Origin of the sequence: Pyrobaculum sp. (genome assembly GCF_049971835.1) — an archaeon.
Taxonomy (GTDB): domain Archaea; phylum Thermoproteota; class Thermoprotei; order Thermoproteales; family Thermoproteaceae; genus Pyrobaculum.
Genome location: NZ_JBMFKV010000010.1, coordinates 1 through 22,653, shown reverse-complemented (window position 1 = coordinate 22,653; position 22,653 = coordinate 1). Strand labels below are relative to the sequence as shown.

The following is a 22,653-nucleotide window of genomic DNA, read 5'->3' as shown; positions in this document are numbered from 1 at the left end:
TGTGGAGGGTGTGGTAAAGCTGGCAGGCGGCTGGCTAATCCCAACCAGCCTACTCCCCTATCTAAAAGCCGCAGTCCTGATGTACAAAGCCGTGGTTGAGGGAGGGGGCTGGGAGTCAAGAGGAGAGGGGAGAGGAGAGCTAAACCCCCCAGTACGTAAGGATATGTAATGCCGCAGGCGCCGAGAAGCGGCTGGGAGACGCCGGGCAAGAGCGGCGGGTTGAAATTTACAAAAGGCGTCGGGAGCCCCGCCGGGTGAGGAAAAGCGCCGGGCGGGGCTGGATGTGGGGGTCTGGCTATACGCAAGCTCACATACGCCGAGCGGAGCTGGTACATGGAGGTGCAGGCGGCGCGGCTTTCGCTTGCCGGAAGAGCGCTCTGGGGCTGAGCCCCGCCTACGGCCCATAACTGGGATCGCCCTGCAGAGCCCCTCAAGGGGTTCCCACCCCCGCACCACAACTCTATTATTGATAGCTCTACTTACGTGCTTAGAGAAGGTCTGGGTTTGTTTGGCGTGTTTTGAAGAAGCTTACCTCTTTGTAGTTTTTCAGTGGTGGGGTAATATTTATAAGAGCGTGGTTAGTTAATCTCATGGTTGAGGCGTTTGTGTTCATAAATACGGAGATTGGGGCGGAGGACGAAGTGATGGATGCGTTGGTTAAGATGCCTGAGGTGAAGGAGGCGATGATTGTATATGGGCCGTATGACCTTGTGATCAAGGTTTCAACTGATACTGCGGAGAATTTGAGGAAGCTCATAAGCGAGAAGATTAGGAAGTTGCCGAAGATTAAGAGTACGACTACGTTGATAATTGCCAAGTCTATTGTAAAGTAGTTACTGGGCGGCGGCTTCTTCGGTTTTTTCCTTCTTCTTTTCGAGCTCCTTGGCCCCGAGGGGGATGGCGGGGGGTCCGGAGTAGTCTTTTGGGTATACCACCACGGCGTTTATCTGTACTATTGTGTCTGTGATGGTGTTGCCTCTGACTAGCTTCTTCTTTTTCATGCCCTTCTTGGGGGGCCAGTACCCCGGCGGGCCGTCTGCCAGGATGTACTTCTTCACGGGGCCGGGGATGCCTGGGTGCATGGGGGCGCCCTCCACGCCGCTGCCGCCGGTGATCCTGATTTTTGCGCCTTTTGGCAACTCGATGAAGTCTTTGAGAACTACGCCGTCGATCTCGTCGCCTATCTTGAGACCTACGAACCTCTGGGCGAGTGGGTCCTTGACCTCGAACTGCCTCGCCTTTCCAGAGATGGGGTCGGAAAGCACGAGCTTAAACGTAGGCATGTGGGGGGTCGGACCCACCTATTTTTAAACATTTTCCTTTATACAGGCGTGGAGCTGGTTGTTCCCCTCTGCGGCACCTGGAGGGAGTTCCAGGAGGCGACTCTTATCGTGAGGGAGGGCGTCGTCACTGCGGTGGGCCGGGTAGGCGATTCGTTCGACGAGAGGGTTGTGGATGTTGGGGATGTGGCGGACGTCGTTAGGCCTTACGTCGAGCTCTACGACTGGTTTGCTTCGGAGGTGGGGAGGGTCCTCGGCGTTGAGTATGGCCCTGACCGTGCGGGGCTTTTCCAGTGGCTGAGGAGCCACGTGGCGTTTATCGACTCTGCAAACGCCAGGTGGGGGAGGCTGGTGGACGGCGTGGGGCCCTTCTCGGTTAGGCGTTTTGTGAAGAGGGTGTACATGCCCTACATCGGCCACTCGCTGACGCTTACCTACGTGGCGTATCCATATCCAGATGCCATCGTAGCCGCGGAGAACAAGGGCAGGACCATGGCTATTGGTAGCGTAGTGGTGGAGTGGGGAGGGGTGAAGGTGGCGTCGGCGGGAGTGCGGACTCTGGCCGGGGCGTTGCTACTGGCGCAGGCGGCGCCGGAGCTACGTCCAGAACTTGGGGAGTTGAAAAAGGCGCTGGAGGGCTTCGTGGAGAGATTTAGGGCTATCTCGGCGTGTCGGTGACGTCGAAGGCGAGCTCGCCCCACTCCCTAGTCTTCGCCTTTATTTCGATCTTGTGCGCGCCGGGTTGAAGGACGAGGCCTTGTAGCAGGATGGTGACCTCGTCTCTGACGTTGAACTTGTAGCCAGCCGTAGCCAGCTCCTGGGCGGCTCTCTTCTGGCCCCCGGCGATAACCGCTATTTTCTCGGCGGGCACCTTCTGGCCGTCTACGGCGATGTCCAGCCCAACTACCGTCGCTGGCGCCAGGGAGTTCCTCAACTTAAAGGTAGCCCCCTCTGGCGTGTTTGTGAGACTCCCCTGGACATACAGCTGTCTCAACACCGCTGGTGGGAGCATAGCTGGTCCGAAGTCCGCGTTAATATATGTGCACTAGCCAAAAATTTATAGTGAATTCGATATCTATGGTTCCTCTGGAGAAACTGGAAAAACTCCGCAACTGGGGCTACGACGTGGTTGTCAAGGGGCGCGACGTGGAGCTGTACTTCACCACGCCCACTGTGGGGGAGGCGGCGTCGAACCCAGAGGTGGGTAGCGAGAGGCGGCGCATCGTGGTGAGGGGCGTCGTCGAGGGCGACGTGGTGAGGCTCACCGACGCCTATGTAGAGGAGGAGGGCGGCGCCCGCCGCCGGATAGATATACGGGATCTCGAGCTATGGCTCGACTACGTAAAAACCTTATAAGGAGGGGCGTAGTGTGGGTCTGACCCCCGGAGCGGGGGCTCATGAGCGGCGGACACTCAAAGGCGGCCCCGCCGCGACTACCTCACCAGGGGCTTCGCCAGCTCCATTATTTTCTGGTAGTGGTCTTTTGCCTTGACCGCGGCGCTCGCCAGCAACACCCCCCTGGTGCCCAGCCTCAGCGCAGCCTCCACATCCTCCCCGCTTTCAATACCGGCGCCTGTGATGACGGCGACATCGGGGAAGTGCCTGCCCACCAGTTGCACAGTCTCCACGACGGTTTCCGGCTTGTATTTAGAGACCGCCCTGCCGGTGCCTATTAGCTCCGGCGGCTCCACCGCCACCGCGCTGGGCCCCAGGGTAGCCGCGGCGAGGCTGGTCCTCGGGTCGGGGGCGCACGTCACCACGTCGAGCCCGAGGGCCCTCGCTCTGGGGATGAATCTGCCTAGGTCGTTTAGGCGGAGGGGGGCCTCGCTGTGGTTTAGAATAATTCCTGAGGCACCTGCCTCCTTGACGTTTTCAAGAGCTGTATGGGCTGTGTAGGCGCCGGCGCCTTCGACGTCGGCGCCCTGGGCGTAGACCGGTATAGCCACCGACTGGGCGACGAGGGCGAGCTCGAAGTGATTGGGAGCCACGGCTATGTTTACCCCCAGCTCCTTTGCAACTCTCTCGGCGGCTTTTGCTATCTCCACAGACCTGGATCCCGCGGCCTCTTTATACGCCTTGAAGTTTATGATTAGTATGGGGAACTTCATATCCGACGCAACGGGGCCTCTTTAAAAATTACTCCCCTCTCTGACAAGGGACATAAGGGCGAGTATAGAGACGGCCACTAGGTAGAGGAGGAGCGGGATGTGCTCCACAGCGAGGCCGCCGAATCCCGTGACAGGCGACCACACGGTTCTGGAGACTCTCCCGGCGTTAAACGATGCAACTAGAAGAACCGCGCCGAGGATTTTTCTATTTCCCCCTCGGAGGAGGGTTGCGCCGAGTGCGGCGTATGTCGTAGCTAGTGCTAAATTTTCGGCTACGAGTAGCGGAGGCAGCCCGACGAAGTTTATGCCGACGTAGCCCACTGCTAGGAGTAGAAGGAAGGGTGCGAGTATTCTGCGCATATACTCTGTCGGGGCTGGGTTTAAAACTATTTACTTTTTTGCATCAACTTCTGAAGGACGTAGGGCAGTATGCCGCCGTGTTTGATGTACTCCACCTCTGCCCAGGTGTACACCGCCAGCCTCGCCTTTACCTCATCTACGCGGCCGTCCCTCCGGCGGATTCTCAATGTAACCTCCTTACCAGGCGCCAGGCCCTCGGAGAGCCCCACCACGTCTATCGTCTCTGAGCCCTCTAGGCCGAGGCTGTCGACAGTTACGCCTTGGGGTAGCTGTATGGGTATTATGCCGACCATGGTGAGGTTGGATCTGTGGATTCTCTCGAAGCTCTCGGCTATCACAGCCTTGACGCCCAGTAGCTTCGGGCCCTTGGCGGCCCAGTCTCTGCTCGACCCTGCGCCGTAGTTTTTCCCGGCCAGGACGACTAGGGGCGTCCCCTCTTTTTTGTACGCCTCTGCCGCCTCGAAGACGGTCATGACCTTCCCCTCTGGGAACTTGATGGTGAGGCCGCCGTCTAAGTTTCCAATCTTGTTCTTGTAGCCCTTGCTGGAGAAGGTGCCCCGCACCATCACATGCCAGTTGCCCCTCCTGGCGCCGAAGGTGTTAAACTCCGAAGGCCTCACGCCGAGGGACATGAGGTACTGCCCCGCGGGGTTGTCAGTCGTTATGTTGCCCGCCGGCGATATGTGGTCCGTCGTAATGCTGTCGCCCAGCACCAGCAACGGCCTCGCCCCCTTAATGTCGCCGACCTTTACCTCGCCCTCGAAGAGGGGAGAGGGCTGTACATAGGTGTCGCCCGGGTCCCACTTGTAGAGGAGGCCGCTTGGTGCCTCCAGAGCCCGCCACTCGGGAACTAGCTCGCCAGCTTTGCTGTACTTTTCGACATACATCTTGGGGTCTAGCCACTCCTCCACCACTCTATTCACCTCCTCGGGGGTGGGCCAGAGATCTCTTAAATACACGGGCCTGCCCCCTCTGCCGTGGACAAGCGGCTCCGACTCTAGGTTTTTCAACACAGTGCCCGCAAGGGCGTAGGCCACCACCAGCGGGGGCGAGGCGAGATACGCGGCGCGGATGTCTGGATGCACCCTTGCCTCGAAGTTCCTATTGCCCGACAGCACCGCCGCGGCGAGTATGTCGTGCTCCTTAATTGCCTTGGCCACGGGCTCAGGCAGGGGGCCGGAGTTCCCAATACACGTGGTACACCCAAAGGCGACGACTTGGAAGCCCAGCTCATCTAGGTATTTCTGCAACCCGCTTCTCTCCAACAGCTCCGCAACGGCTCTGGAGCCCGGCGCGAAGCTGGTCTTCACGTATGGGGGCGGCCTTATGCCGAGTTCGTAGGCTTTCTTGGCCACGAGGCCCGCGGCGACTAGGAGGTATGGGTTGCTGGTGTTGGTGCAGCTGGTTATTGCGGCGATGGCCACGTCTCCATCTCCGAACTCGACACGTCTACCGTCTATCTCAATCTCTACAGCCTTTCTCTGCGTTCTCTTTTTCCTCTCCTGGAGGAACGTGAGGAAGCTCTTGGGCGCCTCGGCGAGGCTCCTCCTCTGCCACGGGAGGGTGGGGCCCGCCAAGTTCCTCTCGACCGTGGATAGGTCGAATTCCACCACCTGGCTGTACTCGGCGCCCTCCACTCCGCCGAAGACGCCCTGGAGCTCGTAGTACCTCCTAACCAACGCGACGAGGTCCTCCGGCCTGCCAGTTGCCCTTAGATACGAGAGGGTGTTTTCGTCGACGGGGAACAGGCCTGTGGTGGAGCCGTACTCCGGCGCCATGTTGGCTATAGTGGCGCGGTCGGGCACCGAGAGCTTCCTGACCCCCTCGCCGAAGAACTCCACGAAGGCGTCCACTACATACACCTTACGTAGGAACTCCGTCACGGCCAGCACGATGTCGGTTGCCGTGACGCTGGGCCTCGGCTCTCCGTATAGGTGGACCCCCACCACCCTCGGCACTCTAATCGTGATGGGCTCCCCCAGCATCGCCGCCTCAGCCTCCACCCCGCCCACCCCCCACCCCACGACGCCGAGGCCGTTGATCATCGTGGTGTGGCTGTCCATGCCGACCAGCGTCTCGAAATATGCCAAGTCGCCGTCGGTCATCACGACCCTAGCCAGGTACTCCAGATTTACCTGGTGTATTATGCCCGTGCCCGGCGGGAAGATTCTGAGGTTTCTAAAGGCCTGCTGGGCCCACTTTAGGAAGCGGTACCTCTCCCTGTTGCGGGCAATTTCGAGTTCGAGGTTTCTCCTAAGCGCCTCGCGCGACCCCCAGAAGTCCACCTGGACAGAGTGGTCAATTATGAGGTCCACCGGGACCTGCGGATTCACAAGAGAGGGGTCCTTGCCCATCTTCACAGCTATGTCCCGCATAGTGGCGAGGTCCACCACGGCGGGGACGCCGGTGTAGTCCTGCATGACCACCCTAGAAATCTTGATGGCTACCTCCCCCTCAGGCGCCTTGGGATTCCACTTGGCAAGCCTCTCCAAGTGCTCTCTCGTGACGTCGCGCCCGTCGAGGTTGCGCATGACGTTTTCTAGAAGGACGCGTATGGAGTAGGGAAGGCGAGCCACGTCATATCCCTCCTTCTCAAGCGCCTTAAGCGGGAAATACCTATACGTAGTCCCCCCCAAGGCGAACTTCTCTACATACATTGGCAAGATGTAGATTCTTGGAAATTATATAATATTATTCACTAACTGCCTTAACCTATTTGCGTGTTGTGTCTAACAACCGCCTCCCTCACGACCCTGGCGTTCCCCACAGCAATGATAGACACGTCCTCTACCTGCATCACGTAGCCGCAGTAGGGGCACTGGTGCCTCTTTGCGTCCAACCTGGCGGCGCTCGCCTTGCCGCACCGGGGGCACACGACGGCCACATACCTCATCAATATCTAGAGCTGAGAATTGTTTTTAACTTCCTCACGGCGTCCCACGCGTCGTGCTGGGTGCAACTGTAGCGGGCGATCTCTAGGCAGATCCCGCCCCGCTGATCGGCGCCGTATTTAACCTCGGTGGCGAACAGCAACCCCCTATACTTCACAACCCCGAAGCTCCTCCGGAGCGTGATCCTGCCTAACATCTTCACGGTGGGGGTACATATTTTTACGTATTCAACTGCCCTTCCGACGGGGGCGATTGGCTCTACACATATGTCAATGCGCCTAACCGGCACGTCGTATACGAACCGCGGCGGCGCGGGGTGCGACACCGGGGCGCAGATGGACACATCAGCCGCCAGGTGGCCCCCCATCCACTCGATCAGCAAAAGACCCAGCGCCGGTGGCGACGCCGAGGGGCAGAAGACGCCGCCCCACTCGCCCTCCAATAGAAGCTTCACCTTTTCCAAGTTTTCAGAAATCCACTGTCTGATAGGGGCCGGCGGGTCTATGTCAAATCGGTACTTTACCCGCCGCTGAGCCAAGCCTTGTACATAAGCCTTCCTTGTCACAGATGCTTTGAAGGCTAAATTTATAAATGGAATTTTTCGGGGGGTCTATGCCGATTTGGTACAGAGAAGAGGAGGAGTGGGAAGAGGAAGAGGAGCTGTGGGAGGAGTTTGAAGAGGAGTGGGAAGAGGAGGAAGAGTGGTAAATTCTCCTTTTTAATCCTCTCCAGTTTTTCTACTCGCGGCTCATCTAAACGAGTTAAGTTTTTTAAGTGATCAGTGTTAGGGTGCCAGTTGCCTAAAAATATTTCTCAAGGGGGGAAGGTGTCTCTTCTTTATTTTCTTGTTGGGTGTCTTTTTGGTTTTACAAGTATGGTGTATGCAGGTACTAACGTGTAGTGTAGGGGTTTTTGGGGGTTAAATTTTTAAATTGCGTGATACGGGGAGTTTCATGGCGGGGGGCGTGGGGGGTAGGGTTGTAGTGGGGAGGCATGTGTATGGCAACCTGTATGGATGTGATTCTCACGTGCTTGGCGACGAGGCGGCGCTGATTACAATTGTAAAAGAGGCTGTGAAGGTGGCTAATGCGATGTTGCTTTCGATAGGTTCGTACAGGTTTGGGCCCAACGGCGGGCTCACCGTATTTGCTGTGGTGGCGGAGAGCCACATATCTATACACACGTGGCCTGAGCACGGCTTCGCGACGGTTGATGTATATACCTGTGGCGATCACACAGATCCCAAAGCCGCGTTTGACTACATAGTATCTCAGCTAAAGCCCAAGCGGCTGGAGGTCTTCTTTGGAGATAGATCAATGTATAGAGAATAAATTTATAAATTGACTTTTTTCAAGACTCGTGACTAAATACTTTAAACAGGCATATTTAGAAATTGCGAATTTTATACTTCAATCGCTAGATAAGCTAAATCTAGATGCAATTGAGACATTTATAAAAACAATAGAAGAATTGTATAGGCTCAATAAGAAGATTCTAGTCGTGGGCGTGGGGAGGAGCGGGCTGGTGGGTAGGGCCTTCGCCATGAGGCTTAGACACCTAGGGGCGAGGTCATACGTGCTGGGGGAGACGATTACACCTTCGGTTGAGGAAGGAGATATGGTGGTGGCGATTTCGGGAAGCGGCACCACCCAGATAGTCGTCGCCGTAGCTGAGGCGGCTAAGAAGATGAAGGCCAAGGTGGCGGCCATCACCACGTACCCCGACTCGCCCCTCGGCAAGCTGGCGGACATCGTGGTGTTTGTCCCGGGCAGGACTAAGGTGGCGTCGATGGACGACTACTTCGCCCGCCAGATACTAGGCATACACGAGCCGCTGTCCCCCCTAGGCACCCTTTTCGAAGACACCACCATGGTTGTGCTAGACGCCGTAATAGCCGACCTCATGAAGCGGCTGGGAAAAAACGAGGCGGAGCTAGCCAAGAGACACGCAAATATTGAAGTGCCCTGACGCCGTTGCTCAAGTCAAGTCCCTACGGCGCAGGTTTTTTATTCAGTGTTGTCACCACCGCTCACAACTCGCCACACACCTGCCTTCATCAATGGGTGGTCTCGCGCACTTCCTTATTTACTTTATCTGCCTCTCAGAGTGGGGAAGTCGTCCTCTTTTTCGTTTAACACCTCTTGGAACCTCGGCTCCTTCAGCATTTCTCTTAAGGCATGCTTCACCAGCTGGCTACGGCTCTTGAAAAGACCTTTCTCCACCAGGCGGTCTATCCTCATTATCAACTCGGAGGGTAGCCTCAGGGATACCCTCTCCAGCGGCACCTTGCTCTTCCTTCGAGGCATATAAACGTAGAGAGTTGGTAATATATACTTCACGTTTTTATAGAGGGCTCAATCTCCACGCCAATGTACTACCTCCACCCTTACAAAGCCCTGTCGTCGAGCTCCACCTGCGTCAGGTATGTGCGCACCCTGCTCTCCACGCTGTTGGGAGGAGGCCCGGTGGTGTACGGCCAAGGCGGCGAGGCTGTGCTTGCCCTCTCCGGCTTTCACTCAGAGGACTGGCCGGCTGTCAACTTCCTCTCACTCCTGGTATACCTCTGGAAGAGGGGGGTTGTGGATATGCCGCCCACCGCCGCCGCCCCGGTGGTAAACGAGCGCGCCTTCCAGGGGGTGCCCATAGGCAGAGATGGGGCCGATCCCTACTTCGACTTTCTAGAGCTAAAGACAGAGGCGGCGCGGGCCGTGACGGAGTTTTACCACAAGTCGAGGCCGAGGGTGGTTGCCGTCTTCCTCGGCGGGAGGGAGTACGAGGCGGCGGCCACCACCGAGGCCGCGGCCCAGACGTTGCCGGCTAGGAAAATTACGCCGTCGCCGCACACGCCGGAGGGAGCTTTTACGCTTAAGTACAGCCACGGGTTGGTTTTCAGAATCCCGCCGGAGCCCCGGGAATTCGGCCTCCTCGCCCGCCACGTGGCTGACGTCTTGAAGAGAGCCGCGGCGCTACCGCCGGTGGAGCGGCCGCCTGTCAAAGTGGAGAAGAAGCCTATCTACCTGCTACACGGCGGCAGGGAGGTGGAAGACGGCGTTCTCATAGACAATGACGTCTACATATACATATGAGAGTTTTCCTGGGCATCACCGGGGCCTCTGGCGTGATCTACGGCGTCAAGGTGCTGGAGTTGTTGAAGAAGTCGGGTGTGGAGGTTCACCTCTCCATGTCGAAGACGGCTGAGAAGGTGCTGAAGCTCGAGACGGATCTCGACGCCGAGTATGTGAAGTCCATGGCCGACTATGTGTGGGACGAGGCGGATCTATCAGCTCCGCCGGCGTCGGGTAGCTACCCCATCGACGCGGTGGCGGTGGTGCCGTGCTCTACCAAGACCCTGGCGGCAATTGCGAACGGCCTCTCGCTGAATCTCATCGTAAGAGCCGCTGAGGTGGGGCTGAAGGAGAGGAGGAGGGTGGTTCTCGTAATTAGGGAGAGCCCCCTGTCGCTGGTCCACATTAGAAACATGGAGCTGGTCACCATGGCGGGCGCCGTCGTGATGCCCGCGGCGCCTGGCTTCTACACGAGACCTAAAACCATAGACGAGCTAGTCACCACGTTTGCCGGGAGGGTGCTGGATCAGCTGGGGATTAGACACAGCTACACACCCAGGTGGAGAGCCTAGGAGGCGCGCTCACCTACTACGGTTTTCAAAAGCATAGCCACGTGAGGTGCCCGGCTCTCCAGTACCTTAATTGCGTAGAGTATGTCGTCGTCAGGCTTTACCCCATACCTCAATAACGACGCCGCGGAGATCCCTAGCAAATCTCTGACTCTAGTCATTGAGATATTGATATTGCTTATTAAACTTCTTACCGTTATACTCCTCTTTATACAATGTTAGTGTAGATTTGATGTATTAATGGCACGATTATGGGAACCAACACAGTTAGCACCACGCCGTTGGCAAATGCGTATATAGAAAAGCAGGATCCGTAAAGCGCTGTGTACAGCGGTAGCGTGTTGTCCATTGTGGTGGCGCCCCCCATTGCCAAGACGCCGACTTTGCCAAACCGCCTAGCCAGCAGGGGGGCCAGTACGAAGGTGAGCTGTTCGCGGAGGAAGTTGACCAGCAACCCGTAGGCGCCTCCCGCGGCGTCGCCCGCCGCCGCCAGGTAGGGCCCGGTGAAGCTGTACCACCCCATGCCGAAGGCCACGGCCGGCGTGATGTTGAACAACAGTGTGAAAAACGGCGCAACCACGGCGGTAGCCGCGAGGGAAATCGCCGGGGCCGCCAGCATAGATACCTCAAACCTGACCCCCACCCCCGCCATGTCGGCGCCCGCAGCCAACAGCAATATAACAAGGAGGGGGTCAACCGCAGAAGAGTAGTCAAGCTTCGCCACCGACCCCGCGGCGAAGCCGGCGGCTAGGGCGAAGACGACGTAGAGCGTGATGGCCGGCCTCTGGGCGGAGCTGGCGGCGCCGCCTCTGTCGAACGCCGAGCCCAGCGCCACCGAGGCCAGCACCAGGGCCAGGGCGTATACAAAAGACACGAACAGGAACCCCCCCACATTTCTCAACACAACCTCTGAGGCGTTGGCCGCCACGAAGAAAACCAGCACAGTGACGACTGCCGTGAATAACCACGGCGGCGGGCGCCTCCTAAGCGCCTTGCCTAGCGCGTAGCCCGCCGCGATGGCTCCTAGGTACTTCACCAGCGAGACGTAGAGCACTGCGTAGAATTGGTAAGGGTTATTAGCCTTAAGTCTCTTTTAAACCCGTATATAGTAATGTGAAGACACTGAGAGAGAGTTCACTAAAACTTTTGAAAAACAGGAAAAAACGGGTCTTAAAAAGCGGCGAAGTACGGTACAGCGAGGTGGACGAAACCGAACTGAAAATATTCCTCACCGCGGTGGGGGTTAGATGCGATATGTGCAACACACGCCTCACACACCAAAACCTCGGCTACCTGCGCATCGGCGGCCGCGTAGAGCTCGCCCTGTGCGAGAAATGTTTAATAGACTACGTAGAGTATCTGGAAGAGATGAGAAAGGCCGTCGCTACTGAGTAGTGATGTCAAAAGCCTCAACCACCTTGAGAAACACATCTCTAAACCTCGCCGATAGATCCACCACGTCGTGCCTCCCCACCACATTCGAAATAACAAGGACACACCCCGTTTTAAACCCCCGAAGCCACCCAAGCGCCATCGCCGTGGCGCACTCCATCTCCACCGCGGCGGCCCCCCGGGCCCGCCAGTATTCTACAAAGTGGGGGTCCTCTGCGTAGAAGGCGTCGCTGGAGACCACGTAGCCGACCGGCGCCTTGAGGGACTGGGCCAGCCTTACAGTGAGGTGGGGATCCGCGGCGAGGGGAGGGCTGTAGCCGGGGAAGTAGGCCCCCAGCACCCCGCCGGCGGGCGCCGCGGCGGCGGCCGCCACCAAGACGTCGCCCACCTCCAACCCGCCGAAGGACCCCGCGGTGCCTATCCTCACGAAGATCTCCATCCCCAGCATCCTCAGCTCCTCCAGGGCTATGGCGGCGGAGGGTCCGCCTATGCCGTGGGCGGCCACTGTTATCCTCCTCCCCTTGACGCGGCCGGTGTAGACCGGGTATCTGTGCTCGTTGACCAGCCTCGCCCCCTCCATCAGAGAGGCGAATAGCCTAGCCCTGGCGGGGTCCCCCACGCCTATGACCACGAGGGCCACATCCCCGCGCTCCGCGCGGATGTGGTAAGGCACGTTACTGTGGCCACGGGGGTATATAACAAAAAATGTATAATAGCTAGGCATTTTGGAGATGCATGGAATTGGAAGCTCTTACCAAGGCGCTGGGGGTGTCCGGCTTCGAGGATGAGGTGAGGCAGAGGATTCTAAACGCCGCGGACGGGGCCGAAGTCGACGAATTTGGCAACGTCACCCTGCGGGGGAGATCTAAGGTGGCCTTCGTGGCGCACATGGACGAGATCGGTCTCCTCGTGACGAACATCGAGGAGGATGGGAGGCTGAGGTTTAGGAAGGTGGGCGGAGTCGACGACAAAATCCTCCCCGGCTCCTCGGTGGTCCTCTACGGCGACGGCTTCCGGGTGGAGGGGGTGATCGGAGTGGCGCCGCCGCACTTCCAGCAACAGCAACAGCAGGTGTCCTGGCAGGACCTCTACATAGACGTGGGGGCCTCCAGCCGGCAGGAGGCGGAGGCCATGGGCATCGCCCCCATGACCCCCGCCGCATTTTCGCGGCGGTATGTCGAGATGGGGAGGTACGTCTCCGCCACCGCTCTTGACGACAGGGCGGGTTGCTGGGCGCTTCTCGAGGCGTACAGAAGGGGCGCCCCGGCGACTTTTATATGGACTGTGCAGGAGGAGGTGGGGCTGATGGGGGCCAGAGCCGTTTCTAAAAACCTAGACGTGAAGTACGCCGTTGTGGTGGACACCACCGCCTGTTGCCACCCCAACTGGACGGGGGGCGTCAAGCCGGGGAACGGCCCCGTGTTGAGAATATTCGACAACTACGGCGCGTTCAACAACAAGCTAGCCAAGAAGGTGCTGGAGGTGGCCAAGAGGCGCGGGATACCTATACAGATCGGCTCCGGCGGAGGGGGGACGGACGCGGCGGCCTTCTTCGTCTCGGGCATCCCCTCTGTCGCAATTGGCATACTCACTAAGTACTCACACTCACCAGTTGAGATGGCCCACAGGGAAGATCTGAGAAACACAGTGGAGCTAATACTGGCGCTTGCAGAAGAGCTGAGTCAATAAGGGAGAGGACTAGTAAGAACCCGAGGTATAAGACTGATTTTGCATGTTTATGCACCGGTGGAATATCTACATCGGGTTGGCTCTGGGAGCTCTGGCTGTGTTGTATGTAGTATACTGGCCTAGCTATCAGATACCTCTGGGCGTAGATGTAAGGTTTGAGAAGGTGGGTCCCCTGAAATACGAGCTGGTGGTCGAACCCTACTACGCTAGATATGAGCCGAGCAACAGACCCGCAGTATTCATAAAGTTGCCCTCGGCCAGAGAGGTTGGGAGGCCGCCGATGTGGAGCATACAGCTGTCGGCTGTGGGGCCCACGGTGGGAGAGGTGTGGATAGACGACGCAGAGGTTAGAGGAAACGTAGTGGTGGTTAGGCTAGACGGCAAATTCGGCCTCGTTCTCGACGACTGGCTACGCTACTTAGGAAACGCAACCGGCGTGGAGCCGTCGATCCACGTTCACATTTGGTACGGCGACGACTACCTCGGCTTCGCCGCCGTCAACTACGACCCCCACAGACTCGCCGGCAGAAACGTCACATATGTAGTAAAGGCCCAAGTCGTCACGGCGGAGAGGCCGCTGAAAACAAAGCCAAGAAACTCCCCTGGCTCCCACTTCTCTAGCTTCGGTCTAGATTGCGTATACGAGTGGCGGTACAACTACACTATCATCGACACAGAAAGAGATTTCGGTGGAAAAATCCCCCTCTTCTTCATATACAACCAGTACAGCTACTCAGGCGAGGTGGAGTTGATTCTGGACATAACTATCATTGATAAAGCTTATGTAACGGCTGGCGTAGCGCTAGGCTATCAAATTCTAGATATCGATATCACATTTAGGGATCTATTTGCAATCCCCTTCGACATTAAGGATAACCAAACTAGAATCCTTAGATCTCCTGACGTATCGCCAGAGGAGGCTTATTGGTTCGGCGTGTATGGCAAACTTACAATTGACCGCTATGATGAGTGGTACGTGTGTCGCGACGGTGGTAGGGTAGTGTCGGCGTCACGTACTGGAAACGTCATGTTTAAATCAAAAATTCACTACCTACGCAAAGACTCCACAGGTAGAACCTTAGTTTTCTGGGAGAAATTGGGCTCTTCTCAGTTGACAACAGCCCTGGAGCTACGCAACTACTACAAACTTCTCGGCACATTGGTCGCAGAGGTATCTACACCTCAGAATCCTAAGATTATCGAGCTAGGTGAATGGATAGCCCGTCAGTTCAATACTCAATGCCCGACGGAGGCTTCGGTGGGGGCGCCTATTGCAATAATTCTCGGGTTAATAAAGGGCGCTGAGTTCGTGAAGAGGCATCCCCTCTTGGCGTTTATTCCAGTAGCGGTGAAGGGCGACTACGCCGACATTAAGGGAGTTGAGTATAAAGCCACTTATCAAAATGTGGGCGCCGCAAATGGCAGGGGTTATAACGTGGTGGAGTATGTTGATATCTATGCGACGGGTCAGAAGGTCAAGATATCTGACTCGTGTCAAGTAGATCTGCCGCTGGGATACGTGATAAGCCGCTGAGCTAAGACCTCAACCCCTTAGCTAGATCCGATAGGTTTTTTCTCTTTCTTTTAGAAAAACTGGCTCAAATAGGGGAAAACAGGTGGGTTTGACCTAGGGGTATCTGGGAGGCGGTGCTTCTGGATATATCGGCGGAATTGGTGGTTGCGCCGTGTGGGGCTTTGGCGGTGGAGGCGCTATGGGCCTCTTCTCAACTAGCCACGATACCACGTTTCTGAACAGTTTCCAGTTGTCGCCTAGTTGTATGAAATACGGCGTGAAGCTCCTAACGGTTCCCACCGCTGTAAAGTTGCCTACCCTCACAGCGACTGTGTATACGTCTCTACCGTAGCCAAACATGTAGGCCTCGGCCTGTAGCTTTACGCCGGCGTACGCGGCGAAGGCGGTGGGGCTTAGGAAGATTAGCCGCGTTGCGTTGAAGACTGTGTCGTTTCTCAAGCCCCTCACCCACACATACTGCCAGTTCTTACTGAAGTCCTCGGCGCCTAAGCCTGTGGAGTTGTAAACAGCTCTTAGGACCGTGATGTTGAAGTATGTAAGTAGCGGGTCGAGCGTGGCGGCGAATGAATAGGGCGCGATGATAATAAACGGAGGCATTGCCACGGGGCCGCTGGCTCTCATATCCACAAAGTAGAGGACTCTGACCCCGCGCCGTGTGGCGTTGTAGACGGCCTCAGCCGCTGTGTCTGTAAACGGCGTGGATGGGTTGACGATTATGAGACCGGTGGCGTTGTTTAGGAGCTCCTGCATCTCCATCTCGCTTCTAGCCAGCCTCAGGGCGTAGCCCCTCTCCACAAGCTCCTTTACAAGCACCTCTACGAAGCCTCTCGGCATTAGGTTGCCGTGCGACACGTCGAGCACTACGTAGGGCTTTGCCGGCTTCTTTTCCTCTGCCGGAGGCGGCGGGAGGGGCGGCGTTACGTTTCTAGGCGGCGGTAGCTGGACGGCGCCTGGCCAGAGGTAGTATATCGGGGGCGCCGATTCGTTTAGCAACATCTCCAGCGGGATCTTGCCCCCGGATACCAGAGGTATAATTACGATGCCGCGTCTGGTGATGTTGTACTTTTCATATATGTCGACAACTGTGTAGTTTTCGAGACCCAGCTCCTTTGCCATGTCCTCCACCGCCTCCCAGAGCCCGCCTATTTTGTCGATAAGACCAAGCTCCAGGGCTCTGTCGGCGCTGAATATCCTCGCCGTCTCAAACACTTCGGGCGCCGCCTTAAGCCTGGCGCCCCTGCCCCTCAAAACGGTGGCGACAAAATTCGCCCTGACTTTTTCAATGTCGTTGTAGAACTCTGTGAGGTCCATGCCGTAGTATTTATACGGCCCTGTGGTGTAGATGTAGTCGGGCAGGTCGTATAGATACTCGTCGGGCCAGAGGAAGGCGATTACCCCTATGCTGCCAACCCAGCTCGACGGCGTCGCGTAGATCCTCTGGGCCGCCACCGCGGTGTAGTAGGCGCCGGAGGCGCCCAACCCCGCTATTACTGCGTACACAGTCTTGTTGAGGCCTCTTATCGTGGTGTAGAGCCTCTCGGTGGCGCCCACGGCGCCTCCCGGCGAATTTATAAGCAACACCACCCCTGCCGTGTTGTTGTCAAAACGTAGTTTCTTGACGTAGGTTATTAAGAAATCGACGCTGAAGTCGAAAAGAGGGGTGTCGATCGGCACAATTACAATCTCCTTCTCCGCCTTGGCCTTCTTCTCCAACCTGGCGACGCGGGTAGCGACGTCACTGATCGTCTTGTTGAGCGAAACGAGTCTGTCGATGAGAGTTCTGTTTAGTGAATCTATCTTAGCCCCTAGAGATGTATTCAACTGATCTATCTTGTGTGGTATATCTCTCTCGACGGTCGATACTTTACTCCACGTCGCTAGACCCAGTATTACTGCACCTATGGCGATTAACAGGGCTAACACCCCCACAATTAGTGGCCTTTCCATACGCCTGTAGGTAATTGTGTATATAAACGTAATGTACTGGCGGTATATGACGCGCCGTGGCAATAATTGAACTCTTTTTGAGGCGGGTTACGTACTCTGTTCGTAAGCGGCTTTTTTTCTGGCGTAGTCCTCTGCCCTGCCAATTACGCGCGCGGGCACCCCGGCTACCACTACGCCGGGGGGGACGTCTCTCGTGACCACGGCGCCGGCGGCCACCACCGCGCCTTCGCCTATCTCCACGCCGGCGACTAGGGTGGAGTTGGCGCCGATCACAGCCCCCCTCCTTATTACGACGGGGGCCAGCCTCTTGCTCGGGGGGTACTTGTCGTTTGTTATAACGGCGTTGGGGCCTATGAAGACGTCTTCCTCTATCACCGTGCCGTTGGGGATGTAGACCATGGACTGGATCCACGCCCTGTCCCCGATCTTAACCTCACGCTCGATTATGGCCTGCGTGCCGATCCTCACACCCCTCCCAATCCTGGACAGCTCCCTAACCAGCACGTTGTGGCCGAACTCGCACCCGTCTCCGATCTCCACGTTTTCGTAGATCACGGCGCCGCTCCTAATGATTACGGACTCGCCGATTCTGGCCCCCTCGCTGACCTCGTCGGGGGAGGAGAAGCCCTTGAGTATCTTCTGGCGTGTCGGGTAGCCTATCACAGCGGCGTCTATAAAGCTGTCCCTCCCCACCACGGTAGGTCCATATATATACGCCTCTGGCGAGACGTAGCGGGCGTGGATAGTGGCCCTCCGGGATACGAAGCCCATGGGGAACGGCCGTACGTTAGCTATATAAACTATGGCACCGTGGGTGGCATGGCTGACGACTTCGCCTACCCAGACTACGTCGTGGAGATACTAGCAGAGCTGAGGGAGCTGAGGAAGGAGGTGGTGAAGTTGCAGAGAGAAGTCGCCGAGCTCTCCAAGAAGGTGGCGCAGCCACCCCAGCCGCAGCAACAACAACCTGCCAACATAGAGGCGGTGCTAGACGCGGTGCGGGAGGCCGTGGAGAAGCTGAACTCAGCCGCCCTCTCTGTCGTCGAGAACGCCAGCCTCGTAAGGGCGGCCGTGGCGGAGGACCGGGCGAAGAGAGACGAGGCGTGCATGGCGCTGCTAGAGAGACTCATGGCACTGCAAGACACTTTGAAAAAAGCCGCTCAGTGACTAGCCACGACTATCCAGTCCATCGCCCGTTGCACATCACCACTCGCATGCACCTGCCGCATCCAGCTTTGCGCAGGTACGGCGGGGGGCGCTCCGCGTGTTGTTAACCACTGCGCCGCTTTGCTGAAAGTTAGCAGGTGTATACTGGTGTATATACGCGAGATGTTTATATATCTCTGGGTCTGTGGAAAACTGTGTTTAGGAGGGAGGACGCGGGTAAGAAGGTAGACGAGGCGTTAGTAAAGCTTAGCTCAGACGTCGCGGCTCTCTCCACGCGGCTGGAGGAGGTCAGGAGCGAGGTGGTGGCTGAGGTTAAGGCAAGTTCCCTCGACCTGAAGAAATCTGTCGAGGGCCTGGGGGCCCTCCTGAGCAGGGTGTCGAAGGACTTGGTGGAGGCCACTTCCCAGCTCAACAGGCTGGTCGGGCAGATAAACACCTCGGCGGATAGGCTGGGTGAGCTCTCAGCTGTGGCTGAGAGGCTCTCCGCCTCTGCAAAGGCGGTGACGGACGCCACTAACCAATTCATCTCTGTGGCTGAGAAACTCGACGCGGTGGCGGGGAGGGTGCAGAGCTTGGCTGAGGAGATAAACGCCCTCAAGGCGCAGAGCGAGCAGATACGCACCGTGGCCTCCGCCATGCTGGAGTTGATGAAAGACTTCAACGCGAGGCTCCAGGACTACGAGGCTAAGATGAGGCAACTCGCCTACAAAGAGGCGGAGCTGAGGACTAGGGAGGAGGCGTTGAGGAGGAGGGAGGGGGAGCTCGCCCTCGTGATGGAGAACGTGAAGAAGGTGGCCGAGCTGTCCGACCCCACGAAGACCTCGCTGGAGGAGGCTAAGAAGGCCTTGTCTCTGCTGACCGCCCGCATGCGGGAGCTGGAGGAGAGAGACGAACAGCTGAGGCAGTTTAGAGAGGAGCTTCTGAAGAAGGAGTTTGAGCTTAAGAAGCTTGAGCAGGAGCTGGCGGTTAGGCAGAGGCAGCTGGCGGAGCAGGAGGAGCGCGCCAAGTCCCTCCTCGCCCAGGCCGCCGAGGTGGAGAAGAGGCTGGCTGAGCTGGCCAAGAAGGAAAAGGAGCTGGAGGAGGTACAGGCGGCTCTTGAGAAGAGGCGCCAGGAGCTGGAGGAGTTGGTGGGGAAGTACAAGATGTTTGAAGACGCAGTGGGTAAGAAACAGGATGAGCTCAGGAGGCTGGAGGAGGCTGTGAGGGCTAAGGAGGTGGAGCTGTTGGACAACCTCGGGAGGTTCGCCAAGAGGCTTGTGGAGGAGGAGCAGAGGCTAAACGAGTGGGAGAGGAGGCTTCTTGAGCAGGAGCGCGAGACCCTGGCATTTTACAGAAGCCTCCTCTTGAGAGAGGCGATGCTGGCCCAGCTAAAGGCCCAGCTGGAGGAGTGCCAGAGGAAGCTGGGCGAGCAACGCTAGGGCACAAAGGGGAATACTGCCTTTAGAAAGCTGTAGCTCAGCACAGACGCCGAGATGACGAAGGTGACGATGAGCAGAGCCTGCACCATCCTCAGCTCAGCTCTCTCTCTGTCCTCCGTCGAGATGTCCAGCGCCGCCGACACGTCCTTAAGCGCGAGTCTGAAGAGGACTACCGCAATTACGAGAAATACGATGTCTAGAGCCGCGGCCACCATCTGCTCAGCCCCCATCAGCAACAGACCCAGCGTCAAGACTCCGATTAGGTACAAAACTGCATAGAGGGACCACCTCACGGCGTAGACTTCGGAAACCTATTTAAGAGTTAGTGTTTAAAGTCACCAATGACTATATAACCGCGCCGGCGCTGTACTACATGTACGGCCTCTTGATCCTCGTCATAAACGCCACCGCGCTCACAGTCCCCATTACCTCCATACCATTTATCTACACGGCGCCCCTAGGCGGATGCGCCAACTTCTCAGCCTACGTCGATCCCCTCTCGCCGTGGGGCATAGCCTCGGTGCACGCCGTGTCCAACACCGGCGTCCTAACTACGCCCACGTTTCAGCCGTACCCAACGCCCAAGTTTGTAAATGGACGCGTCTGTGGAGACTTCCTCACGGTTAAGGTAGAGAGGTGGAGGAGTCTCGGGCCCGTGGTGCCGGTCACGGTGAAGGGGGAGGACTCGGTCTACGTATACCAGGGCGTGCCGCTTGAGGTAAACGGCACGGCGATCCTCAGGGTGAAGTCCTTCACCCCTCCACAAGTGGAGGGCGACTTTTACTTCAAGGTGTGGTCGACACAGTCCCTGGGGGTCTATATGGAGGAGTATGTGGTGTACTCCACCGCCAAGATCTCGGCCTACGGCATAGCCAACATCACCTACATCAGCCTCTCGGACACAAAGGCGGATTACTACTTCGTGATCCCCACGGCTGGCGTGAGGGTAGATGGCGTCAAGCCGTGGACGCCCGACTTCAACCTAATGTTCTCCCCCAACCAGACAGCGGCGGTTGGGAGGCCCCGGGTGGTCGTGGAGCAGATCGCCCTCCCCGTGGTTGGCCAGTGCAACGGGACGGCGCTGGTGTACAACCCGGTGGAGAGGCCGCTACAGATATATGTCAAGCTGGCCACAGGCGAGGAGTACGTCCTCAACTTCTACCACCTCCCCACGGCCGTCAAGACGTGGCTCTTCAAGGGGGCCACCGCCAAGACGGTCGACGGCCAGGACCTACCCGTATACGCCGTATCTACGGAAGACGGCTCGCCTGTGGCTATGTGCATAGTCGAGGGGCCTACCTACTACGTATACGTGAAGGTTGGCGACGTCGTTTATAAATACCCCGCGGAGGTGAGGGAGGGCGCCGTAGAGGCCTACACAGACCTCGTGAAGCCGAGGGTTGTGCTCGACGTCCAAGGCTTCAACGCAACGGTGGCTCCGGAGGTTGCCAGGCTTGGGACAAACGTCACAGTGAGGCTCCTTCTCAACGGCTCCGTCGTGGCTGAATACGTCGTGAGGGCCGCCCCCAGGTTAGTCATAAACGCATCTTCTCTCTACAGGGAGATGAGGGTGGTCGACGTGCTGGGGTCGCCTATTGACCGCTTCGCCGTGTACGTCGGTGGTTTGAAGTTCTACGGCGAGCGCGGCGCCGCCAGGATAATCCCGCTGGCGGATCCCGTTGCCGTCGAGATCAACGGAGTTAAGTACCTGGTAAGCGTGCGGCCGGTGGTTAAGTTGCCTACGCTCACCCTTGAAAGTTTTGTCAAGATGTTCGTGGCGGCGGGGGCGGTGGGCGCCGCCGCGGCGGTGGGGGTGAGGGGTAGACGTGAAGAGAAGAAGGAGGAGAGGGGCGGCAGAGACGTGGTGGAGGTATAAGCTTAAAACCCCGGTCGCCTTTCCCACCGTGATGAGGGGAAGGGCCTGAGAGGTGATAGAGCCTTCGATCACTGATAACTTTTATATGTCTATAATACAGGGCATTCAATGTATGCACAGACTACATACGACCCGATGTGGTACCTGATATCGATACTGGTGTGGTTCGCCCTCATCTTCATGCTACAGGACCTGCAGATGTATAGGTACCTCAGCCAGGTGAGCGGCTTCCTCTCCTACCTCGGCCAGTTGCTGAACGCGGCCTCCGCCAACGTGCTCAGCGCCTTGGACAAGTTTAAGCGGAGGGAGGTGCAGAGATCTGAGCTCGAGTCGACGCTGAGGAGGATGGTGGACTTCGCCGTGATTGAGCCCACCTCTCTAGACCCCAACGGCATCGTGCCGAAGTACAAACACATACTGAACACCTACGTGGAGACCTACGAGGGCGAGATCAGAAGGCTCGTGGAGGACGGCGTCGTTGTCAAGAACCTGGCAACCGCCGTAGAGGCGCTGAGGTACATGAACTTCATATACAAGGTGGTTGACCACTACTACAAAACCGCCAGGAAGTACAAAGCCTTTTACCTAGTCATACAGCTAACCATGTTGCTTCCGCTACTCAAGGAGCTCACAGACACAGTCAACGAAGCCGTGACCTCTTTCATAAAGGGAGTCCCCATTGGAGACAGCGCAGGTCCCCTCGTGGCCTACAACATACTCAACCAATGCGGGGCACCTGTGTACCACAACGACGTCAAAGACACTGTGGTGGCCGAGTGCATCTACGACGGCAGACGTCTCTACGTGATCAAGGCCCGGGGGCCGGGTAGCACAGTGGGCCGCCTTGACGAGGCTGTGGAGTACGTATTCCAGAAGCTGGGCGCCAAGCCGAAGTACATAGTGAGTATAGACGCTACGTTGAGGCTGGAGGGGGAGAAGACCGGCGAGGTGGCGGAGGGCATCGGGATGGCCATGGGCGGCGTCGGCGTGGAGAAGTTCAACATAGAGTCGTACGCCACTAAGTACGGCGTGCCGCTGTACGCCTTTCTCATAAAGATGAGGCAGTCCGAGGCGCTCACCACCATGACAGGCGAGATATACAACGCAGTCAACCACACTACCAAGAGGGTGCTGGAGTTTATCTCCAGCAACGTGGCGCCGGGGGAGTCCGTACTCGTCATCGGGGTGGGCAACACCGTCGGCGTAGGCCAGCCTTTCGAGGCCTCTTGACAGTTACCTTTTTAAAATCGCCAACCTCTGTGCTACCGTGAGGCTCAGGGCTCCGTTTCTCCGCATGGTCCTCCGCAACACCTACATGGAGCTTGAAATAGGCGACATCGTCGTATTCGCCGAGTCG

Annotated in this window: 28 protein-coding genes; 14 read left to right on the top strand and 14 right to left on the bottom strand. The window is 57.5% G+C overall.

Translation table 11 applies throughout. The features are described 5' to 3' along the window. Window positions 1-590 precede the first annotated feature (590 nt). Window positions 591-833, top strand: a complete 243-nt coding sequence (locus ACP5J3_RS01910) for an Lrp/AsnC family transcriptional regulator (RefSeq protein ID WP_428494110.1) — start codon at window positions 591-593, stop codon at window positions 831-833. Here the strand turns inward: ACP5J3_RS01910 and ACP5J3_RS01905 are convergent, their stop codons facing one another. Next, the gene (locus tag ACP5J3_RS01905; protein WP_428494109.1) at window positions 834-1,283 is read right to left on the bottom strand and encodes a 30S ribosomal protein S6e; all 450 of its coding nucleotides are present in this window, start codon (window positions 1,281-1,283) and stop codon (window positions 834-836) included. Window positions 1,284-1,331: 48 nt separating this feature from the next. Between ACP5J3_RS01905 and ACP5J3_RS01900 the strand changes: the two genes are divergently transcribed. Beyond that, on the top strand, window positions 1,332-1,958 hold the full coding sequence (locus ACP5J3_RS01900; RefSeq protein WP_428494108.1) for a hypothetical protein: 627 nt from the start codon (window positions 1,332-1,334) through the stop codon (window positions 1,956-1,958). On the opposite strand, the gene ACP5J3_RS01895 is transcribed toward ACP5J3_RS01900, so the two are convergent. After that, the gene (locus tag ACP5J3_RS01895; RefSeq protein ID WP_428494107.1) at window positions 1,939-2,292 is read right to left on the bottom strand and encodes a C-glycoside deglycosidase beta subunit domain-containing protein; all 354 of its coding nucleotides are present in this window, start codon (window positions 2,290-2,292) and stop codon (window positions 1,939-1,941) included. The genes ACP5J3_RS01900 and ACP5J3_RS01895 overlap by 20 nt on opposite strands. 65 nt (window positions 2,293-2,357) lie before the next feature. Between ACP5J3_RS01895 and ACP5J3_RS01890 the strand changes: the two genes are divergently transcribed. Beyond that, a complete protein-coding gene (locus tag ACP5J3_RS01890; protein WP_428494106.1) occupies window positions 2,358-2,636 on the top strand; it encodes a hypothetical protein in 279 nt (92 codons plus the stop codon). A gap of 77 nt (window positions 2,637-2,713) precedes the next feature. On the opposite strand, the gene tpiA is transcribed toward ACP5J3_RS01890, so the two are convergent. From tpiA to ACP5J3_RS01865, 5 genes are read right to left on the bottom strand one after another with little or no spacing between them, the layout of a single operon-like run. After that, entirely contained in the window at window positions 2,714-3,388 is a 675-nt protein-coding gene (gene tpiA, locus ACP5J3_RS01885; protein ID WP_428494105.1) for a triose-phosphate isomerase, read from the bottom strand. Between the two features lie 21 nt (window positions 3,389-3,409). Continuing rightward, window positions 3,410-3,748 (bottom strand): hypothetical protein, encoded by a 339-nt coding sequence (locus tag ACP5J3_RS01880; protein WP_428494104.1) that lies wholly within the window; start codon window positions 3,746-3,748, stop codon window positions 3,410-3,412. Window positions 3,749-3,774: 26 nt separating this feature from the next. Further along, on the bottom strand, window positions 3,775-6,405 hold the full coding sequence (gene acnA, locus ACP5J3_RS01875; RefSeq protein ID WP_428494111.1) for an aconitate hydratase AcnA: 2,631 nt from the start codon (window positions 6,403-6,405) through the stop codon (window positions 3,775-3,777). Window positions 6,406-6,455: 50 nt separating this feature from the next. Then, on the bottom strand, window positions 6,456-6,641 hold the full coding sequence (locus ACP5J3_RS01870; protein ID WP_428494103.1) for a hypothetical protein: 186 nt from the start codon (window positions 6,639-6,641) through the stop codon (window positions 6,456-6,458). Next, the gene (locus ACP5J3_RS01865; RefSeq protein WP_428494102.1) at window positions 6,641-7,204 is read right to left on the bottom strand and encodes a hypothetical protein; all 564 of its coding nucleotides are present in this window, start codon (window positions 7,202-7,204) and stop codon (window positions 6,641-6,643) included. Before ACP5J3_RS01865 ends, ACP5J3_RS01870 begins: the two co-directional genes overlap by 1 nt. Before the next feature lie 388 nt (window positions 7,205-7,592). On the opposite strand from ACP5J3_RS01865, the gene speD reads away from it, so the two are divergent. Together speD and hxlB are read left to right on the top strand one after the other, a co-directional pair. Continuing rightward, entirely contained in the window at window positions 7,593-7,970 is a 378-nt protein-coding gene (speD, locus tag ACP5J3_RS01860; protein ID WP_428494101.1) for an adenosylmethionine decarboxylase, read from the top strand. A 28-nt stretch (window positions 7,971-7,998) separates the two neighbouring features. Then, entirely contained in the window at window positions 7,999-8,607 is a 609-nt protein-coding gene (hxlB, locus tag ACP5J3_RS01855; RefSeq protein ID WP_428494100.1) for a 6-phospho-3-hexuloisomerase, read from the top strand. A 122-nt stretch (window positions 8,608-8,729) separates the two neighbouring features. Here the strand turns inward: hxlB and ACP5J3_RS01850 are convergent, their stop codons facing one another. Then, a complete protein-coding gene (locus ACP5J3_RS01850) occupies window positions 8,730-8,945 on the bottom strand; it encodes a ribbon-helix-helix domain-containing protein (RefSeq protein ID WP_428494099.1) in 216 nt (71 codons plus the stop codon). 63 nt (window positions 8,946-9,008) lie between these two features. Here ACP5J3_RS01850 and ACP5J3_RS01845 point away from each other — a divergent pair, with 63 nt between their 5' ends. Further along, entirely contained in the window at window positions 9,009-9,725 is a 717-nt protein-coding gene (locus ACP5J3_RS01845) for a hypothetical protein (RefSeq protein ID WP_428494098.1), read from the top strand. After that, window positions 9,722-10,276: a UbiX family flavin prenyltransferase gene (locus ACP5J3_RS01840; RefSeq protein ID WP_428494097.1), complete on the top strand. Its 555-nt coding sequence runs from the start codon at window positions 9,722-9,724 to the stop codon at window positions 10,274-10,276. The genes ACP5J3_RS01845 and ACP5J3_RS01840 overlap by 4 nt, the downstream gene beginning before the upstream one ends. Here the strand turns inward: ACP5J3_RS01840 and ACP5J3_RS01835 are convergent. Both ACP5J3_RS01835 and ACP5J3_RS01830 read right to left on the bottom strand, forming a co-directional pair. Next, window positions 10,273-10,434, bottom strand: a complete 162-nt coding sequence (locus tag ACP5J3_RS01835; protein ID WP_428494096.1) for a hypothetical protein — start codon at window positions 10,432-10,434, stop codon at window positions 10,273-10,275. The two genes, ACP5J3_RS01840 and ACP5J3_RS01835, sit on opposite strands and share 4 nt — an antisense overlap. Window positions 10,435-10,481: 47 nt before the next feature. Then, a complete protein-coding gene (locus tag ACP5J3_RS01830; RefSeq protein ID WP_428494095.1) occupies window positions 10,482-11,327 on the bottom strand; it encodes a lysine exporter LysO family protein in 846 nt (281 codons plus the stop codon). A 59-nt stretch (window positions 11,328-11,386) separates the two neighbouring features. Between ACP5J3_RS01830 and ACP5J3_RS01825 the strand changes: the two genes are divergently transcribed. Continuing rightward, window positions 11,387-11,668 (top strand): hypothetical protein, encoded by a 282-nt coding sequence (locus tag ACP5J3_RS01825; protein WP_428494094.1) that lies wholly within the window; start codon window positions 11,387-11,389, stop codon window positions 11,666-11,668. On the opposite strand, the gene ACP5J3_RS01820 is transcribed toward ACP5J3_RS01825, so the two are convergent. Continuing rightward, window positions 11,658-12,338 carry a nucleoside phosphorylase gene (locus ACP5J3_RS01820; RefSeq protein WP_428494093.1) on the bottom strand — a complete coding sequence of 227 codons (681 nt, stop codon included), beginning with the start codon at window positions 12,336-12,338 and terminating at the stop codon, window positions 11,658-11,660. The genes ACP5J3_RS01825 and ACP5J3_RS01820 overlap by 11 nt on opposite strands. 62 nt (window positions 12,339-12,400) lie before the next feature. On the opposite strand from ACP5J3_RS01820, the gene ACP5J3_RS01815 reads away from it, so the two are divergent. Both ACP5J3_RS01815 and ACP5J3_RS01810 read left to right on the top strand, forming a co-directional pair. After that, window positions 12,401-13,354, top strand: a complete 954-nt coding sequence (locus ACP5J3_RS01815; protein WP_428494092.1) for a M42 family metallopeptidase — start codon at window positions 12,401-12,403, stop codon at window positions 13,352-13,354. A 43-nt stretch (window positions 13,355-13,397) separates the two neighbouring features. Then, the gene (locus ACP5J3_RS01810) at window positions 13,398-14,888 is read left to right on the top strand and encodes a hypothetical protein (RefSeq protein WP_428494091.1); all 1,491 of its coding nucleotides are present in this window, start codon (window positions 13,398-13,400) and stop codon (window positions 14,886-14,888) included. Between the two features lie 93 nt (window positions 14,889-14,981). Here ACP5J3_RS01810 and ACP5J3_RS01805 read toward each other — a convergent pair whose 3' ends face one another. Both ACP5J3_RS01805 and ACP5J3_RS01800 read right to left on the bottom strand, forming a co-directional pair. Beyond that, complete coding sequence (locus ACP5J3_RS01805) at window positions 14,982-16,835, bottom strand: S49 family peptidase (protein WP_428494090.1); 1,854 nt, start codon at window positions 16,833-16,835, stop codon at window positions 14,982-14,984. An 87-nt stretch (window positions 16,836-16,922) separates the two neighbouring features. Next, a complete protein-coding gene (locus tag ACP5J3_RS01800; RefSeq protein ID WP_428494089.1) occupies window positions 16,923-17,606 on the bottom strand; it encodes a DapH/DapD/GlmU-related protein in 684 nt (227 codons plus the stop codon). Window positions 17,607-17,654: 48 nt separating this feature from the next. Between ACP5J3_RS01800 and ACP5J3_RS01795 the strand changes: the two genes are divergently transcribed. Together ACP5J3_RS01795 and ACP5J3_RS01790 are read left to right on the top strand one after the other, a co-directional pair. Next, window positions 17,655-18,002 carry a hypothetical protein gene (locus ACP5J3_RS01795; RefSeq protein ID WP_428494088.1) on the top strand — a complete coding sequence of 116 codons (348 nt, stop codon included), beginning with the start codon at window positions 17,655-17,657 and terminating at the stop codon, window positions 18,000-18,002. 194 nt (window positions 18,003-18,196) lie between these two features. Further along, window positions 18,197-19,420, top strand: coding sequence for a hypothetical protein (locus ACP5J3_RS01790; RefSeq protein ID WP_428494087.1), 1,224 nt, complete (start codon window positions 18,197-18,199; stop codon window positions 19,418-19,420). Here the strand turns inward: ACP5J3_RS01790 and ACP5J3_RS01785 are convergent. Beyond that, window positions 19,417-19,713, bottom strand: coding sequence for a hypothetical protein (locus ACP5J3_RS01785; protein ID WP_428494086.1), 297 nt, complete (start codon window positions 19,711-19,713; stop codon window positions 19,417-19,419). The genes ACP5J3_RS01790 and ACP5J3_RS01785 overlap by 4 nt on opposite strands. Window positions 19,714-19,745: 32 nt before the next feature. Here ACP5J3_RS01785 and ACP5J3_RS01780 point away from each other — a divergent pair, with 32 nt between their 5' ends. Together ACP5J3_RS01780 and ACP5J3_RS01775 are read left to right on the top strand one after the other, a co-directional pair. Further along, window positions 19,746-21,296 (top strand): hypothetical protein, encoded by a 1,551-nt coding sequence (locus ACP5J3_RS01780; protein ID WP_428494085.1) that lies wholly within the window; start codon window positions 19,746-19,748, stop codon window positions 21,294-21,296. Window positions 21,297-21,404: 108 nt separating this feature from the next. Continuing rightward, window positions 21,405-22,526, top strand: a complete 1,122-nt coding sequence (locus ACP5J3_RS01775) for a DUF1512 domain-containing protein (RefSeq protein ID WP_428494084.1) — start codon at window positions 21,405-21,407, stop codon at window positions 22,524-22,526. The last annotated feature ends 127 nt before the right edge of the window (window positions 22,527-22,653 follow it).

Coding starts and splice junctions, on each gene's coding strand:
- ACP5J3_RS01910 (WP_428494110.1), top strand. CDS start 591: ATGGTTGAGGCGTTTGTGTTCATAAATACGGAGATTGGGGCGGAGGAC.
- ACP5J3_RS01905 (WP_428494109.1), bottom strand. CDS start 1,283: ATGCCTACGTTTAAGCTCGTGCTTTCCGACCCCATCTCTGGAAAGGCG.
- ACP5J3_RS01895 (WP_428494107.1), bottom strand. CDS start 2,292: ATGCTCCCACCAGCGGTGTTGAGACAGCTGTATGTCCAGGGGAGTCTC.
- ACP5J3_RS01890 (WP_428494106.1), top strand. CDS start 2,358: ATGGTTCCTCTGGAGAAACTGGAAAAACTCCGCAACTGGGGCTACGAC.
- tpiA (WP_428494105.1), bottom strand. CDS start 3,388: ATGAAGTTCCCCATACTAATCATAAACTTCAAGGCGTATAAAGAGGCC.
- ACP5J3_RS01880 (WP_428494104.1), bottom strand. CDS start 3,748: ATGCGCAGAATACTCGCACCCTTCCTTCTACTCCTAGCAGTGGGCTAC.
- acnA (WP_428494111.1), bottom strand. CDS start 6,405: ATGTATGTAGAGAAGTTCGCCTTGGGGGGGACTACGTATAGGTATTTC.
- ACP5J3_RS01870 (WP_428494103.1), bottom strand. CDS start 6,641: ATGAGGTATGTGGCCGTCGTGTGCCCCCGGTGCGGCAAGGCGAGCGCC.
- speD (WP_428494101.1), top strand. CDS start 7,593: ATGGCGGGGGGCGTGGGGGGTAGGGTTGTAGTGGGGAGGCATGTGTAT.
- ACP5J3_RS01850 (WP_428494099.1), bottom strand. CDS start 8,945: ATGCCTCGAAGGAAGAGCAAGGTGCCGCTGGAGAGGGTATCCCTGAGG.
- ACP5J3_RS01845 (WP_428494098.1), top strand. CDS start 9,009: ATGTACTACCTCCACCCTTACAAAGCCCTGTCGTCGAGCTCCACCTGC.
- ACP5J3_RS01840 (WP_428494097.1), top strand. CDS start 9,722: ATGAGAGTTTTCCTGGGCATCACCGGGGCCTCTGGCGTGATCTACGGC.
- ACP5J3_RS01835 (WP_428494096.1), bottom strand. CDS start 10,434: ATGACTAGAGTCAGAGATTTGCTAGGGATCTCCGCGGCGTCGTTATTG.
- ACP5J3_RS01815 (WP_428494092.1), top strand. CDS start 12,401: ATGGAATTGGAAGCTCTTACCAAGGCGCTGGGGGTGTCCGGCTTCGAG.
- ACP5J3_RS01810 (WP_428494091.1), top strand. CDS start 13,398: ATGTTTATGCACCGGTGGAATATCTACATCGGGTTGGCTCTGGGAGCT.
- ACP5J3_RS01805 (WP_428494090.1), bottom strand. CDS start 16,835: ATGGAAAGGCCACTAATTGTGGGGGTGTTAGCCCTGTTAATCGCCATA.
- ACP5J3_RS01800 (WP_428494089.1), bottom strand. CDS start 17,606: ATGGGCTTCGTATCCCGGAGGGCCACTATCCACGCCCGCTACGTCTCG.
- ACP5J3_RS01795 (WP_428494088.1), top strand. CDS start 17,655: ATGGCTGACGACTTCGCCTACCCAGACTACGTCGTGGAGATACTAGCA.
- ACP5J3_RS01775 (WP_428494084.1), top strand. CDS start 21,405: ATGTATGCACAGACTACATACGACCCGATGTGGTACCTGATATCGATA.